This window comes from Candidatus Pelagibacter sp. PS_43 (assembly GCF_059417795.1).
Genome location: NZ_CM182066.1, coordinates 1,231,091 through 1,247,057 on the forward strand (window position 1 = coordinate 1,231,091; position 15,967 = coordinate 1,247,057).

The 15,967-nt window shown below is 31.2% G+C and carries 16 protein-coding genes; 6 read left to right on the forward strand and 10 right to left on the reverse strand.

What is annotated here, in order from left to right; all coding sequences use genetic code 11:
- The first annotated feature begins 17 nt into the window (after positions 1-17).
- On the forward strand, positions 18-2,090 hold the full coding sequence (gene pnp / locus AC5SLL_RS06710; RefSeq protein ID WP_494586574.1) for a polyribonucleotide nucleotidyltransferase: 2,073 nt from the start codon (positions 18-20) through the stop codon (positions 2,088-2,090).
- 159 nt (positions 2,091-2,249) lie between these two features.
- On the opposite strand, the gene AC5SLL_RS06715 is transcribed toward pnp, so the two are convergent.
- The 4 genes from AC5SLL_RS06715 to fabA form a co-directional block, all read right to left on the reverse strand.
- On the reverse strand, positions 2,250-3,182 hold the full coding sequence (locus tag AC5SLL_RS06715) for an SHOCT domain-containing protein (protein ID WP_494586575.1): 933 nt from the start codon (positions 3,180-3,182) through the stop codon (positions 2,250-2,252).
- A 167-nt stretch (positions 3,183-3,349) separates the two neighbouring features.
- A complete protein-coding gene (locus AC5SLL_RS06720; RefSeq protein ID WP_271517036.1) occupies positions 3,350-4,135 on the reverse strand; it encodes an SDR family oxidoreductase in 786 nt (261 codons plus the stop codon).
- A gap of 2 nt (positions 4,136-4,137) precedes the next feature.
- Positions 4,138-5,349, reverse strand: coding sequence for a beta-ketoacyl-ACP synthase I (fabB, locus tag AC5SLL_RS06725; RefSeq protein WP_271517033.1), 1,212 nt, complete (start codon positions 5,347-5,349; stop codon positions 4,138-4,140).
- Positions 5,349-5,849, reverse strand: coding sequence for a bifunctional 3-hydroxydecanoyl-ACP dehydratase/trans-2-decenoyl-ACP isomerase (gene fabA, locus AC5SLL_RS06730; protein ID WP_494586576.1), 501 nt, complete (start codon positions 5,847-5,849; stop codon positions 5,349-5,351). The genes fabB and fabA overlap by 1 nt, the downstream gene beginning before the upstream one ends.
- Positions 5,850-5,923: 74 nt before the next feature.
- On the opposite strand from fabA, the gene AC5SLL_RS06735 reads away from it, so the two are divergent.
- The 3 genes from AC5SLL_RS06735 (at position 5,924) to AC5SLL_RS06745 (ending at position 9,236) form a co-directional block, all read left to right on the forward strand.
- Positions 5,924-6,331, forward strand: coding sequence for a transcriptional repressor (locus AC5SLL_RS06735; RefSeq protein WP_271517027.1), 408 nt, complete (start codon positions 5,924-5,926; stop codon positions 6,329-6,331).
- Between the two features lie 115 nt (positions 6,332-6,446).
- Entirely contained in the window at positions 6,447-8,633 is a 2,187-nt protein-coding gene (katG, locus tag AC5SLL_RS06740) for a catalase/peroxidase HPI (protein ID WP_494586577.1), read from the forward strand.
- Positions 8,634-8,642: 9 nt separating this feature from the next.
- Entirely contained in the window at positions 8,643-9,236 is a 594-nt protein-coding gene (locus AC5SLL_RS06745) for an aspartyl/asparaginyl beta-hydroxylase domain-containing protein (RefSeq protein ID WP_494586578.1), read from the forward strand.
- On the opposite strand, the gene AC5SLL_RS06750 is transcribed toward AC5SLL_RS06745, so the two are convergent.
- Genes AC5SLL_RS06750 through AC5SLL_RS06775 form a run of 6 tightly spaced genes read right to left on the reverse strand, consistent with a single transcriptional unit; the run spans position 9,229 to position 14,355 of the window.
- Positions 9,229-9,678, reverse strand: coding sequence for an SH3 domain-containing protein (locus AC5SLL_RS06750; protein ID WP_494573175.1), 450 nt, complete (start codon positions 9,676-9,678; stop codon positions 9,229-9,231). The two genes, AC5SLL_RS06745 and AC5SLL_RS06750, sit on opposite strands and share 8 nt — an antisense overlap.
- Positions 9,611-10,429, reverse strand: coding sequence for a HesA/MoeB/ThiF family protein (locus AC5SLL_RS06755; RefSeq protein ID WP_494586579.1), 819 nt, complete (start codon positions 10,427-10,429; stop codon positions 9,611-9,613). The genes AC5SLL_RS06750 and AC5SLL_RS06755 overlap by 68 nt, the downstream gene beginning before the upstream one ends.
- Positions 10,426-10,863: a dUTP diphosphatase gene (gene dut / locus AC5SLL_RS06760; protein ID WP_494586580.1), complete on the reverse strand. Its 438-nt coding sequence runs from the start codon at positions 10,861-10,863 to the stop codon at positions 10,426-10,428. Before dut ends, AC5SLL_RS06755 begins: the two co-directional genes overlap by 4 nt.
- Before the next feature lie 6 nt (positions 10,864-10,869).
- The gene (gene coaBC, locus AC5SLL_RS06765) at positions 10,870-12,075 is read right to left on the reverse strand and encodes a bifunctional phosphopantothenoylcysteine decarboxylase/phosphopantothenate--cysteine ligase CoaBC (protein ID WP_494586581.1); all 1,206 of its coding nucleotides are present in this window, start codon (positions 12,073-12,075) and stop codon (positions 10,870-10,872) included.
- Positions 12,076-12,082: 7 nt separating this feature from the next.
- Complete coding sequence (gene ubiB, locus AC5SLL_RS06770; protein ID WP_494586582.1) at positions 12,083-13,651, reverse strand: 2-polyprenylphenol 6-hydroxylase; 1,569 nt, start codon at positions 13,649-13,651, stop codon at positions 12,083-12,085.
- Positions 13,651-14,355 (reverse strand): class I SAM-dependent methyltransferase, encoded by a 705-nt coding sequence (locus tag AC5SLL_RS06775; protein ID WP_494586583.1) that lies wholly within the window; start codon positions 14,353-14,355, stop codon positions 13,651-13,653. The genes ubiB and AC5SLL_RS06775 overlap by 1 nt, the downstream gene beginning before the upstream one ends.
- A gap of 35 nt (positions 14,356-14,390) precedes the next feature.
- On the opposite strand from AC5SLL_RS06775, the gene mutM reads away from it, so the two are divergent.
- Both mutM and rpsT read left to right on the forward strand, forming a co-directional pair.
- Positions 14,391-15,254: a bifunctional DNA-formamidopyrimidine glycosylase/DNA-(apurinic or apyrimidinic site) lyase gene (gene mutM / locus AC5SLL_RS06780; protein WP_494586584.1), complete on the forward strand. Its 864-nt coding sequence runs from the start codon at positions 14,391-14,393 to the stop codon at positions 15,252-15,254.
- Between the two features lie 50 nt (positions 15,255-15,304).
- On the forward strand, positions 15,305-15,565 hold the full coding sequence (gene rpsT, locus AC5SLL_RS06785) for a 30S ribosomal protein S20 (RefSeq protein WP_271517227.1): 261 nt from the start codon (positions 15,305-15,307) through the stop codon (positions 15,563-15,565).
- Positions 15,566-15,967 lie beyond the last annotated feature (402 nt).

The following is a 15,967-nucleotide window of genomic DNA, read 5'->3' on the forward strand; positions in this document are numbered from 1 at the left end:
AAAGAAACGGAAATTGAATGTTCAAAGTATATAAGAAAGAAATTGAAGTAGCAGGTAAGAAAATAAGTTTAGAAACAGGTAAAGTAGCAAGACAAGCAGACGGAGCAATCATTGCTTCATGTGGTGAAACAGTTATTTTAGCAACAGTAGTAGGAGCAAAAAAAGTAAATCCAGATATGGATTATTTTCCTCTATCTGTAAACTATCAAGAAAAATATTATGCTGGTGGTAAAATTCCAGGTGGATTTTTTAAGAGAGAAGCAAGACCAACTGAAAGTGAACAATTAATATCAAGATTAATTGATAGACCGATCAGACCTCTATTCCCCAGCGAATTTAAAAATGAAGTTCAGTTGTTACCAACAGTAATTTCATATGATAAAGAAAACCAACCAGACATCCTCGCAATCACTGCTTCATCAGCAGCATTAGCTATTTCAGGAATGCCATTTATGGGACCTGTAGGAGCTTCAAGAGTTGGTTATGTTGATGGTAAGTACATTCTTAACCCATCAAAAGCTGAATTAGAAAACTCTACTTTAGATTTAGTAGTTGCTGGTACTAAAGATGCAGTACTTATGGTTGAGTCAGAAACATCAGGCTTATCAGAAGAAATAATGTTAGCTGCAGTCAAATTTGGTCATGAAGGCTTTGTTCCAGTAATCAAAATGATTGAGGAACTTGCAAAAGAATGCAGAAAACCAGAGTGGACTGTTGAGAAAAAAGATTTATCTGAAGTTAAACAAAAACTTGAGGAAACTTTTACAGCAGATTTAACGAAAGCTTTTGCTACTAGAGATAAGCAAGATAGATCAAATCAAATTTCAGAAATTTCTGAAAAAGCTAAGCAGCTTTTTGCAGACAATGAAAATTATTCTGATTTTAATGTTAACGATGAATTAAAAAATCTTGAAAAGAAAATTGTTAGAACTGATATTCTTAAGAATAAAAAAAGAATTGATGGCAGAGGTTTAGCTGATGTAAGAGCTATTGAGTGTGAAGTTGGTGTTTTACCAAGAACTCATGGTTCAGCATTATTTACTAGAGGTGAAACGCAAGCAATTGTAGTTACTACTTTAGGTACTTCTGATGATGAACAAAGAATAGAAAGTTTAGATGGTCAATCTAGAGAAAGATTTATGCTTCATTATAACTTCCCTCCTTTTTCAGTTGGTGAAACTGGAAGAATTGGAACAGGAAGACGTGAAGTTGGTCACGGAAAGTTAGCATGGAGAGCAATCAACTCTTCACTTCCTCCAAAAGAAGCATTTCCTTACACTTTTAGAGTAGTGTCAGAGATAACTGAATCTAATGGTTCTTCTTCAATGGCAACTGTTTGTGGTACATCTCTTGCATTAATGGATGCAGGTGTTCCAATTAAAGAACCAGTTGCAGGAATTGCAATGGGTTTAATTAAAGAGGGTGATGATTTTAGTGTCCTATCAGATATTTTAGGTGATGAAGATCATTTGGGAGATATGGACTTTAAAGTTGCTGGAACTAAAGATGGAATTACTTCACTTCAAATGGATATCAAAATTACTGGTATTACTTTTGAAATCATGGAGCAGGCTTTAAAGCAGGCGAAAGATGGAAGAATTCATATCTTAGGTGAAATGAATAAGGCTTTAAGTGAATCAAGAGCTGATGTTGGGCAACATACTCCAAAAATGGAACAAGTAACTGTTGATAAAAAAGATATCGCAGCTGTTATTGGAAAAGGTGGTGCAACAATCAGAGAGATCGTTGAAAAATCAGGTGCAAAAGTTGATGTGAATGACGAAGGAGTTGTAACTGTTGCTGCTCCAGATGAAGAGTCTAGAAACATTGCTATGCAAATGATTAAAGACATCACTGCAAAAGCTGAACTTAATAAAATTTACTCAGGTAAAGTAATGAAGATTATGGAGTTTGGGGCATTTGTTAACTTTTTAGGTAAGCAAGATGGCCTTGTTCATATCTCAGAACTTGCTTCTAAAAGAGTAGAAAAAGTTACTGATGTTGTTAAAGAAGGCGACGAAGTAAAAGTTAAAGTGATTGGTTTCGATAGAGGTAAAGTTAAACTTTCTATGAAACAAGCAGCTGAATAATATTTTAAATTAAATTTCTAAACCCCTGGAATGAAAGTTCCGGGGTTTTTTTATGGGGCACCAGGTAACAGAACACCTCTTTATACTCTTTTATTTCTCTTTATTTGTTAGTCCAGATTGATGTTGAGGTTGTTTTTGGCCAAATGAACAATGTAATTTTTAGTTTAAAATTTTTTTCTTAGCTTTTTCAAACTCTTCTTTTGTTAATACTCCAGCTTTGTATAGATCATTTAATTGTTTTATTTGAGTGATGACTTCACTAGATAATTTGTTTTTGTTATCCTTAGGCTTTATTTTTTCAGAATAATAATTACTTAAATCAAGTTTATTAGAATTTCTTGCATTTACGTTTTCTTCAAATCTTTTATGTCTTTCTGCTGAAATTGATAACCATTTTTGCATAGTTTTTTTATGTTCTGGAAATTTTTCAATATTATTTTTGTGATATTCTGAGCTTTCTTCAGTATAAAATGTATTTTTTGGAGCATCAAAAATTTTAGGATTTGCGCTATATCCAACCATAAACCATGTTCCGCCTGTCAGTCTTGAAAAATAACTATGATCACTATCTAAAGTAATCTTTGGTAATTTAATTGAATTATCTTTTATCCATTTTTTTAATAACCGATTACCACCTCTTGAAGCTGGATCATCAGGATTATTTAATTCTTTATCCACATCTCCATGCATAACCCAAAAACAATTGTGTGAGCTCCCTTTAGTATAAAATTCAAGTAAAAAATATTCAGGTCTTTCGTAACAACCATCATATTTATTTTTAAATAAAATTTCATAGAGCGCTGAATTTATTCTAGCCTCAACTATACCTGCTAATTGAAATTGGCCTACTCTAACACCTTCTAGAAATTCATTATTTTCTGTTTTAACCAAAATATATTCTTCAAGGTTTAGTCCATGATAGTTCCAAAGTTGTCGAACTGCTATAGTCCATTTGCCCTCTGGAAGATCTATCTTAACTTTTTTACTAAAAACTATTTGACCCTCAACTTCTTGACCCGTTTTATATGTTTCACCAAAAACAACACCACACCAAATCAAACTTAGAACTACGATACCTAAAATTTTTTTCATGAACCGATACCCTAGCACAAAATTCTACGACCGAACACAGTCTCTATTACATACAAATTTTTGCTATTACTAAAACCATTTTGTGGAAAATAAAGATGAGATAAAAATGGTCTAAGGCACTTGGTAACAGAACGCCCCTAATATTTTTAACTAAATTTAACTATATTTTAAGTAATATTCTTAGGATCTGGCATCCCAACCTTATTATATCCGGCATCTACGTAGTGAATTTCACCCGTTACACCGTTTGCAAGATCGCTTAATAGATATAATGCTGAATTTCCTACATCATGGATATCTACGTTTCTTTTAAGGAAAGAATGGTCTTCATTCCATTTATATAAGAATTTTGCATCTCCTATAGCAGAGGCTGCTAACGTTTTAATTGGTCCAGCACTTATTGCATTTACCCTCATGCCTTTAGCACCTAGGTCTCTTGCAAGATATTTAACACTTGCCTCTAACGCTGATTTACAAACACCCATTACATTATAATTTGGAATAGCTTTAGTAGATTCGTACGTTAGAGTTAACATACTGCCACCTTCTTTCATTATTTTTGAAGCTTCTTTTGCAACTTCAGTAAATGAAAAACATGAAATCAACATGCTTCTTAAAAAATTCTCTCTTGATGTATTTAAATATTCACCTGATAATTCTGATTTATCTGAGAATGCTACTGCGTGGACAACAAAATCAATTTGACCCCACTCTGATTTAATATCTTCAAATAATTTTATAACTTCTTCTTTGTTTTCAACGTCACAACTGAATGTTGTTTTTGAATTTAATTTTTCAGCTAAAGGAATTACTCTTTTCTTTAATGCATCACCTAAATAAGTGAACGCAAGTTCAGCTCCAGCTTCAGCAAGCTTTTGTGAAATGCCCCAAGCAATTGATCTTTCATTGGCAACGCCCATGATTAATCCCTTTTTACCCTTCATCAAACTCATGATTATATTTTCTCAAAAATTAAAGCAGCATTGGTTCCACCAAAACCAAAACTATTAGACATAACAGTATTTAAAGTTGCTCCAGTTTCTGTTTTTGCAACTATTGGAAATTTTTTAGCCTCTTCATCCATTTCACCAATATTTGCTGAACCAGCAATGAAATTATTTTTCATCATAATTAAACAATAGATAGCTTCATGGACTGATGCAGCTCCTAAAGGGTGACCCGATAAAGATTTGGTTGAACTAATTTTTGGAATTGTATCTCCAAAAACTCCTTTAACAGCATTTAATTCTGTAATATCACCAACTGGTGTTGATGTTCCGTGGGTATTTATATAATCAATTTTATTTTTAGCAGTTGCCATAGCCATTTGCATACATCTGATTGCTCCTTCTCCTGATGGGGCTACCATATCATATCCGTCTGATGTTGCTCCATAACCAGTTAATTCTGCGTATATTTTAGCTCCTCTTGCTTTAGCATGTTCGTATTCTTCAAGAACTAAAACTCCACCACCACCAGCGATTACGAAACCGTCTCTAGTTTTATCATAAGCTCTTGATGCAGTCTCAGGTGTATCATTGTATTTTGAAGATAACGCTGTCATTGCATCAAACATTGCTGTCATTGCCCAGTGAACTTCTTCACTTCCACCTGCAAAAACAACATCTTGTTTGCCCATTTGGATTAATTCCATTGAATTTCCAATGCAGTGTCCGCTAGTAGCACATGCAGAGCTCATTGTGTAGTTGGTTCCTTTAATTTTAAATGGCACTGCTAAAGTAGCTGAAGCTGTACTTGCCATTGTTCTTGGAACAATGAAAGGACCCATTAATTTTGGAGTTTTGGCTCTAGTTTTATCTGCTGCTAAAATTACATTTTCAATTGAAGGTCCTCCTGAACCCATAACAATACCAGTTTTAAAATTACTAACTTCACTTTCTTCTAATCCAGAGTCTTCAATCGCCTCTTTCATTGCAATATAATTATAGGCTGACCCTGAACCCATGAATCTAATTGTTTTTCTATCAATATGATCCTCAAGTTTTATATTTGGTTTGCCATGAACATGGCTTTTAAGATTATGTTCTTTATATTCCTCAGCATATGAAATTCCTGATTTAGAATTTAATAGTGACTGATGAACCTCTTCTTGATTGTTTCCCAAACAAGATACAATTCCTAAACCTGTGATAACTACTCTTCTCATTATTTAAATAATCCTACTTTCAAGCTTTCTGCTGAATATATTTTTTTGTCATCTGCAAATACTAAGCCATTTGCAAGACCAACTGTTGTTCCACCTGGAGCCATAATTTTTTTCATATCAATTTCATATCTTACATTTTTAACATTTTTTAAAACTTCACCAGTGAATTTTACTGTACTCACTCCTAAAGCTCTCCCTTTACCTGGGTTACCAAGCCACCCAAGATAAAAACCAACTAGTTGCCACATAGCATCTAAGCCAAGACAACCTGGCATAACAGGGTCTTCTTTAAAATGACACTCAAAGAACCAAAGATCATCTTTGATATCTAATTCAGCCTTTAAAGATCCTTTTTTAAAAGTACCACTATTATCGCTGATTTCAGTTATTCTATCAAACATGAGCATTGGCGGAAGAGGTAATTTTGCATTACCGGGGCCAAAAAGCTCTCCATTTCCACAATTAATTAGTTCATTATATGTGTATGAATTTTTTTTCATAAAAAATAAACTCCTTAATACTTGATTTAAAGAGATTATAATATAGTAATAGTTTAGAACAATTATAAACAATAATGAACAATTTAAATATATATAAAGAAAAGTTAAGAGAATCTGGTTTAAGACCAACTAGACAAAGATTAAAAATATGTGAGGCCTTATTTTCACCAAAGGAAACTTTTCATTTTACAATTAATGACCTTAGTAAAATAATTGAAGAAAAATTAGATGAAAAAATTTCTCTAGCAACAGTTTACAACACAGTGCATGCTTTTAAAAAAAATGGTTATTTAAAAGAAATTGTTATAGCAACTGATAAAAGCTATTTTGATACTAACACAGGTACCCATTCCCATTTTTTTGATATTAAAAATAAAGAATTGATTGATATTAACCAGGTTGATTTGAAAGATATACCAAATCCACCAACAGGAAAAAAAATTAAAAATATTGATGTCATAATCAATGTTGAAAGTGAATAAATTACTTTATAATTATTCTAAACTACTTGACACAAAAATTAAAATAGTTATATAGATTGAATAAAGAATTTTTAACAAGCGTAATAAAACTTAAACTAACAACAAAAGAGGTCAAATGAGTTCAGAGATTAGTAAAACTAGCAAAAATGGTTCAGGTTGCCCCGTAATGCACGGTGGAATGACAAAATCAAGTCAGACACCTACAGCTGAATGGTGGCCAAAAAATTTAAATTTAGATATTTTACATCAGCATGACACTAAAACCAATCCAATGGATGAAAAGTTTGACTACAAAGAAGAAGTCAAAAAATTAGATTTTAAAGCAGTAAAAAAAGATCTATTAAAACTTATGACAGACAGTCAAGACTGGTGGCCAGCAGACCTTGGGCACTATGGTGGACTATTTATCAGAATGGCTTGGCACTCAGCTGGAACTTACAGAATTGCAGATGGTAGAGGTGGAAGTGGAACAGGAAACCATAGATTTGCACCACTAAATTCTTGGCCAGATAATACCAACCTAGATAAGGCTAGAAGATTAATATGGCCTATTAAAAAAAAATATGGAAATAAAATTAGCTGGGCAGACTTGATGATTTTAGCTGGAAATATGGCATATGAGTCAATGGGTCTTAAAATGTATGGTTTCTCTTTTGGAAGAGAAGATATATGGCACCCAGAGAAAGATGTTTATTGGGGTTCTGAAAAAGAATGGTTAGAAAATAAAAGATACGACAATAACGATGACAGAACTTCACTTAAAAACCCTTTAGCAGCGGTTGTGATGGGGCTGATCTATGTTAATCCAGAAGGTGTGGGTGGAAAACCAGATCCATTAAAAACTGCTTATGATGTTAGAGAAACATTTGGCCGAATGGCAATGAATGATGAAGAAACTTGTGCTTTAACAGTAGGAGGTCACTCAGTTGGAAGAGCTCATGGTAATGGAGATGCTTCATTATTAGGTCCAGAACCTGAAGCTGCAGATGTACATGAACAAGGCTTTGGCTGGAATAGAAAAGGTGGTGGCGGTCTAGGTGTTAACCAGGTTACTAGTGGTATTGAAGGTGCTTGGACAACTCATCCAAACAAATGGGATCATAGTTATCTAAATCTTTTATTAAACTACGATTGGGAATTAAAGAAAAGTCCAGCTGGAGCAAACCAGTGGGAACCAATTAATATGAAAGATGAAGATAAGCCAGTAGACTTAGCTGATCCATCTGTAAAAAGAAATCCAATAATGACAGATGCTGATATGGCTATGAAAATGGATCCTATTTATAGAGAAATTGCAGAACGTTTTCATAAAGACCCTAAATATCTTGAAGAAACATTTGCAAAAGCTTGGTTTAAATTAACTCATAGAGATTTAGGTCCTAAAAAATATTATGTTGGTCCTGATGTTCCAAAAGAAGATTTAATTTGGCAAGATCCAGTCCCTGCAGGAAAAGATTTTGATGTTGAAAAAGCAAAAAAATTAATCGAAGCTACTGGTTTAAGTAGTTCTGAAATGATTGCTACAGCATGGGACAGTGCGAGAACTTATAGAAGAACCGATCACAGGGGTGGAGCGAATGGAGCTAGATTAAGATTGGCACCACAAAAGGATTGGGCAGGTAATGAGCCAAAAAGATTAAATAATGTTCTTGGTAAACTTGAGAAAGTTGCACAAGAAACAGGTGCAAGTGTTGCCGATATTATAATCTTGGCTGGAAATGTTGGATTAGAACAATCTATAAAAAAAGCTGGACTAAATGTCAAAGTTCCATTTGTTGCGGGTAGAGGTGATGCAACTCAAGAGCAAACGGATGTTGATTCTTTTAAAGTTTTAGAACCAGTTCATGATGCTTTTAGAAATTGGGCTAAAGAAGAATATTTAGTTACAACTGAAGAGATGATGCTTGATAGAAGTTCTTTAATGGGTCTATCAGCTAAAGAAATGACAGTTCTAGTTGGTGGAATGAGAGTTTTAGATACTAACCATGGTGGAACTAAACACGGTGTGTTTACTGATAATCCAGGAGCTCTTACCAATGATTTCTTTGTAAACTTAACTGATATGAAGTTTAAGTGGAAACCTGCAAGCAAAGACCTTTATGAAATAATAGATCGTGCAACTGATGTGACTAAGTTTACAGCTACAAGAGTAGATTTAGTTTTTGGCTCTAACTCTATATTAAGATCTTACGCAGAAGTTTATGCGCAAGATGATAATAAAGAAAAGTTTGTTAGAGACTTTGTTAATGCATGGACTAAAGTAATGAATGCTGACAGACAAGAACTAAAGAAAGCTCATTAGTCATCATTAATGAATAGCGTTCAATTTAAAGACTTTTATACGGTACCAGATCTTAACTTTGATATATCAAGGTTAAGATCTGATTTAGAGCTAGTCTTAAAAAAAAGAAATTTTAATTCTTTAGGAGTTGCTCATTTTGGCGCCATTCCAATAAATCAAATTCCTAATGATAGTAGTTCTATTGATGGACATAATTTAAGAGGCAAATATTGGACGATTGCTGACGAAACAGGAAAAGAAGTTTCTCGAGATATTGAAATAGATGAATCGAAATACACACAACTAGTTCCTGAATTTGAAAATACATATTTTAAAGAAGTCTATGACACCTTAAGCAAAAGATTTAAACTGGGTAGAGTGAGATTGCTATTAAAAGAGCCAAGATCAACATTAAGCTGGCATAAAGATCCTGAGCCAAGACTTCATGTGCCGATTATCACAAACTTAGGTTGTTCAATGGTTATCGAAAATGTAGCTAAACATCTGCCTGCAGATGGAAATGTTACTATTACAAATAATACAAAATATCATAATTTTTTTAATGGGGGCGAACAAGCTAGAATTCACATAGTTGCTTGTTTATTAGAGGATCCGTTTAATTAATAGATCCCCATACATTCTGGTTATTAACCCATCCTGAATAATCCCCAGTTTTTATATTACACCAAGTATTTTCACATTTTTTGATAATGAGTAATCTTCCTTTTTCTAAACGAGCGATAGGTTTAGAAAAATATGATGCTTTTTTAAATAAAATTTTGTCTTCCAAGATAATGATTGAATTAGATTTTTTAATTTGAGAAACATGAATCCATCCACTATTATTTTTTAGATCAACTATTCTTCTAAAGTTTTCTTTTTGGTCAATCTGTTTTACGGGTAGATTTATTTTCTCATAAATATATTTAATCTCAGACTCAAAGCTTGGTCCATATCTGACATTTACTTTATTCTTCTTTAAAGAGAGGAATTTTTCTTCAGCATTTAAAGATTGAATATTTGTAATTAATAAACATAAAAATAAAATAATTATTTTTTTTTTCATTTACAAAAACAAAATTTTTTTTTTTTAATTTAACTTTTCTAAAGTTTAGATTAAGTAAGTCCATGATTAAAATATAACCATCAAGGTTTTGCCCAATATTTAAAACTTTTTTTAAAACTTCGTTAGCTTGGATAGTTCCAACTATACCAGCAACAGTACCAAGTACACCTTCTGCCTCACAGTTTAATAAGTCATCTGAAATTTGGTCTTCTTGAAAAAAACACCTTAAACAAGGAATTTTTTTATTTTTAAAACCAAAAGTAAATACATGTCCATCAAATTTGCTAATTGCACCAGTGATAAGAGTTTTTTTAAATCTTAAGCAAAAATCATTTAATAAAAATTTAGTTGAAAAATTATCAGAACCATCAACAATATAATTGTAATCTTTAATAATTTTTATGAAATTTTTTTTATTTAATCTCATTTTATAAGTTTTTATTTTTGTATTTGGATTTATTTTCTTTATTTTATCTTTTGCTATTTGAACTTTAAATTTACCAATATCATTTGTGTTATAAAGGCTTTGTCTGTGTAAATTAGAGAGTGAAATTTTATCATGATCTATAATTCCAATTGTCCCAACACCAGCTCTAGATAAAAATTCAGCAACAGGACATCCAAGCCCTCCAGCTCCAACGATTAATACCTTTGCGTTTAAAATTTTTTTTTGTCCTAGAGCGCCAATATCTTTAAGAACAATTTGTCTAGAATATCGTTCAATAGAATGTTTATTTAACGGGTTGCTCATTTTCCTGTTGAGCCAAACCCACCTTCGCCACGAATTGAATCGGGTAAATTATCTGCTTCTTCTAATTCCATTTTAACAACTGGTGTTAAGATCATTTGTGCAATCCTATCTTTATTATTAATCAAAAAATCTTCTTTACCGTGATTAAAAAGAATAACCTTAATTTCCCCTCTATAATCGCTATCGATAGTTCCAGGTGTGTTTAAAACAGTTATGTGGTTCTTTGCGGCGAGACCTGAACGTGGACGTATCTGCACCTCATAATCCTTTGAAAATGCCATAGAAAGTCCTGTTGGGACCAAACAAGAGGTATTAGGAGGAATTTTAATTGGCTCCTTTATAAATGCCATGAGGTCCATACCCGATGCACCTGAGGTTTTATATGATGGTAATTCTACTTCAGGATTTAGTTTTTTAATTAATACTTTTGCCACTGAGTTTTAATTTAATTGCTGAATAACTCTATTAACTATTTCTTCAGAAATAGCAGACTTTTGTTTTAAGCTAAGTTTTTCGTCTTTGATTTCATCATCTTTGTAAAAAATCGAAACTTCATTAAAATCAGAGTCAAATCCAGTAGATTTATTCGACACATCATTTGCAACTACCCAATCACAATTTTTTTCAACTAATTTTTTTTTTGCATTTGTTTCAATTTCATTTGTTTCTGCTGCAAAACCAATAACTAGTTTTGGTCTTAAAGAATTGTGTTTTGAAACATAGTTTAGAATATCAATGTTTTTTTCAAGTTCTAAATTTAAATTTTCATTCTTTTTTATTTTTTCACTTTTTATTTCCTTCACTTTAAAATCAGCAACTGCTGCTGAAAAGATAGCAACATCAGCAGGTAAGTTTTTTTTTGTAGCTTGCAACATTTCTTGTGCTGTTTCTACTTTTATCAAATTTATATTTTCTCCAATAGGAAGGTTGGTTGGTCCAGAAATAAGCGTTGTCTGAAAACCTTTTTTTGCAAATGCATTAGCTAAAGCATAGCCCTGTTTGCCCGAAGATTTATTAGTAATAAATCTAACAGGATCGATATATTCATTTGTTGGTCCAGCAGTTATCAAGGCCTTAAATTTATTATTATTTGTTACGGAGTTAAAATAAATATTAATTTCTTCAATAATACTTTTTGGCTCAGTCATTTTACCTTCTCCAAACTCACCACAAGCCATATCACCAATTTCAGGACCAATTACTCTATAACCAAATGACCTTAATTTATTTAAATTTTCTCTAGTAGATGGATGTTCCCACATTCTAACATTCATAGCAGGAACTAGAAAAACATCTTTATCAGATGCTAGAATTACAGTTGAAGCTAGATCATCTGAAGATCCTACACTTAATTTTGATATAGTATTTGCTGTTGCTGGAGCCACAAGAATTAAATCAGCCCATCTAGACAATGATATATGGTCCATTTCAGCTTCATTTTCAGCATTAAATAGGTCGTCATAAACCTTTTCTTGAGTAAGTGAGGCTACTGATAAAGGAGTTACAAACTCTTTAGCACTTTTGGTAAGGATTGTTTTAATTTCTGAGCCTTGTTTTTTAAACAATCTAATCAGCTCCAAACTTTTATAGGCTGATATACCCCCACATATTATTAATAGTATTTTTTTACCTGTTAAATTTTTCATTGAAGAATTAAAATACTACTAGACCAAAAATTACAAGCAGTAATAAACCAATAATAGATTGATTTCTAAACGCTATCATTTCTGATTTTTTTTCATTTAAAGCTGTAAAGGAGTTAGAATTTGGAGGTATTTGACCACTTGCTAAAAATGTTAAAGCTTGATTTGCTTTATCCATTATTTCTGGAAAATCAGGCAATCTTTTAATTACTTCAGTGGTGCTTTTTAAACCTTCATTCAATGTATTTATTGGATCTTTTGTTTCTCTTAACCAACTTTCTAAAACTGGTTTTGATGTATCCCATATATTAGTATCTGGATTAAGTTTTCTTGCAACACCCTCAACAACCACCATTGTTTTCTGCAGCATTAGTAATTGAGGTTGTGTTTGCATATTAAATTTTTCAGTAACATCAAAAAGTTGTTTTAATAATTTTCCCCCTGAAATATCTTTGACAGATTGACCAAAAATGGGCTCACCAATTGATCTCAAAGCTTGAGCCAAATCATTAACTGGTACATCTTTTGGAACGAGGCCGGCAACTAAATGCACTTCAGCTACTTTTTTATAATCTCGCTGAATAAAACCAAAGAGAATTTCTGCCAAAAATCTTTTACTTAGATTGTCTAATCTTCCCATAATACCAAAATCAATAGGAACAATTTGACCATTATTATCAATGAATATATTGCCTTGATGCATATCTGCATGGAAGAAACCATCTCTAACAGCATGTCTTAAAAAATGCTGAATTATATCTGATGCGATTTGCTTGGTATCAATATTTCTTTTTTGTAAGTCTTCCGTTTCACGAATTGAAACACCATCGACCCAATCAAGTGTCATCACATTTTCACTTGTGAAGTTCCAATAAATTATTGGTACTCTAAAACCTGCATCATTCTTTGTATTTTCAGCATATTCATTTGCTGCCGCCGCTTCAAACCTCAAATCCATTTCTAGATTTGTTATCTCTTTAAGTAAAAATACAACTTCCATCAACTTAAGTCTTTTTGTTTTTTTAATGAAAGATTCAATAATGAAAGCAAAAAGCATTAATGCATCTATTTCATCATTAAAAGTTTTTTTAATATCTGGTCTTAAAATTTTGATAGCTACATCTTTTATAGTTCCATTGTCATCAATTTTAGCTTTATGTACTTGTGCAATTGATGCAGCAGCAACAGGTTCACTCAAGTCAATTATTGAGTTAAATGTTTCATCTCCCAAGTCTTTTTTAATTATTGCTTTTGCTTCTGTTAAAGAAAATGGAGGCAATCTATCTTGCAAGCCTTCTAATTGCTTGGCTAACTCTTCTCCAATAATATCAGGTCTAGTAACTAAAAATTGTCCAAGTTTAATAAAAGTAGTTCCCATTGATTGAAGAGATTTAGATAATTTTTCTCCTTCATTTTCATTTAAGTTATTTTTTCCAGAACTAGAAAAAGAGAAAGATAATATTTGAAATAAAATTGTAATTGCTAATGGTGGTTTTTTGAATTTTGAAACTATATTCAAAACATCTGATTTAGCTAATTTTCTTCCTAATTTGTAAAGAGTAAATAATTTTTTAATCATTATACCTTCCAACCAGAATGAATTGCAACAATGCCACCTGATAAATTTCTGTAACTACAATTTATGAAATTATTTCTTTTCATCAGATCAATTAGCTCTTCTTGATTAATAAATTCTTCAATACTTTTAACCAGGTATTCATAAGGTTCTTTTTTACCAATAACAGCCTTACCGACTAAAGGAATTAGTTTTGAATAATTCTTATAAATAAAATCTAAATTAGAATTTTGAATTTTTGAAAATTCTAGACATAAGAAGCGCCCACCAGGTTTTAATACTCGATGTGCTTCTGCAAGTGTTTTATGTAGATTTTTTGTATTTCTAAGTCCAAAACTGATTGTATAATAATCACAGGAGCTATCTTTAATTGGAAGCTTTTCTGCGGGAGCAATCAACCAATCAATATTTTTATAAGTTTTTAATTTTTCCTTACCTTTGCTTATCATTCCAGAATTGGGATCCACACAATAAATTTTACAATTTTCATCAGTTAGATCTAAAAAAAGTTTACCTAAGTCTCCAGTCCCACAAGCAACATCAACTAGAATTTTATCTTTTGATGGGTTCATCCAGCTCATCAAATTTCTTTTCCATATCCGATGAATGCCCAATGACATAAAATCATTCATTAAATCATATTTGTCATAAACATTGTCAAATACATTTTGAACCAATCCCTTTTTATTTTGGAGATATTGTTGCATATAAAATTTATTATTTACTGCTAATATAGTATCAAATGCCAGAATTACCAGAAGTAGAAATAGTCAAACAATCATTATCAAAAAAAATAGAACAAAAAAGAATAAAAAAAGTAATAATTAAAAACAGAAATTTAAGGTTTAAAATTCCATTAAAATTTGAAAAATTATTAGAACAAAAAAAGATTAAAAAGGTTACTAGGTTTTCAAAATATCTAATTCTTAATTTTAATGATAATTCTTTTTGTTTAATTCACTTAGGTATGTCAGGAACCATTCATCTAATTAACAAACATATTATAAATAAATTTACCAATACTAGTTTCTATAATTCACCGCAATTGCCAAAGAAACACAATCATGTTGAAATCCAATTTAATGATATGAGTGTTATTTATAATGATCCAAGAAGATTTGGATTTTTTAGGTTTATTGACAATCCCAAAGAATTAAAAAAAAGATTTAATCATTTGGGTCCAGAACCTTTTTTTTTAAGTTTTAATCTAAAATACCTTCTAAATTTTTTTATAAATAAAAAAAAAGATATAAAAAGTTTTCTATTGGATCAAAAATTTGTCTCTGGCATAGGTAACATTTATGCAAGCGAAATTTTATTTTTATGTAAAATAAATCCCAAGACATATGCGATGAAATTATCGAAAAATGATTGTAAAAAAATCATTTATTATTCAAAAAGTGTACTTAAAAAAGCTATTGAAAAAGGTGGATCAAGTATTCGAGATTTTAAAAATGCAGAAGGAAAAAATGGCAGTTTTCAAAAAGAGTTTAAAGTATATCAAAGAGAGAACCAGGGCTGCTCAAGAAAAAATTGTCATGGTAAAATTAAGAAAATATTTATATCGAATAGATCAACTTTCTTCTGCAATATTTGCCAAAAATAAGCAATTATTCTATTGACCAGTATAAATTCTCAAGCTATACCACTGCGCTTATGGCAAACACAAAATCAGCAATTAAAACAATTAGAAGAATTGCTAAACAAACATTGGTGAATAAGGCTCGTAAAAGCAAATACAGAAATGCTATAAAAAAAATGAGTTTACTTCTAGTAGAAAAGAAAAAAGATGAAGCTCTAAAATTCTTGCCAAAGTTGAACTCTGAATTAATGAAAGTTGCAAAAACTGGAATTATAAAGAAAGCAAATGCCTCAAGAAACATTTCAAGAATAACTAAGAAAATTTCAGCTTTATAGTCAATTATATACAGCGATTTTAAATTTCAACTAATAATACTTACATCATATAAGAAATCTTATTTTTAGATTAACTATATATAGATTTAGTAAAATAATACGAAACATAATTTATAAATCACACACTCATAGATTTTAAATTTGTAAAACTTAATCGTTCAATCAAACAGTGCTGTGGCAAAATAATTTCTAAAATTGAAAACAGACCACTTCTTGGTTGTAATTACATCAGCATTAGAAAGAATATTCCCGCTAGAAATGAATCACCTGTAGATTTTATTTATTTTTATTTTTACTAAATTATTTATTGCAAATATAAATTTTATTTATTTTTGCTTTTACAAAATTATTTATTGCAAAAAAACGATTTTGCTTCTAACTAACTTTATTCCTACAAATTTT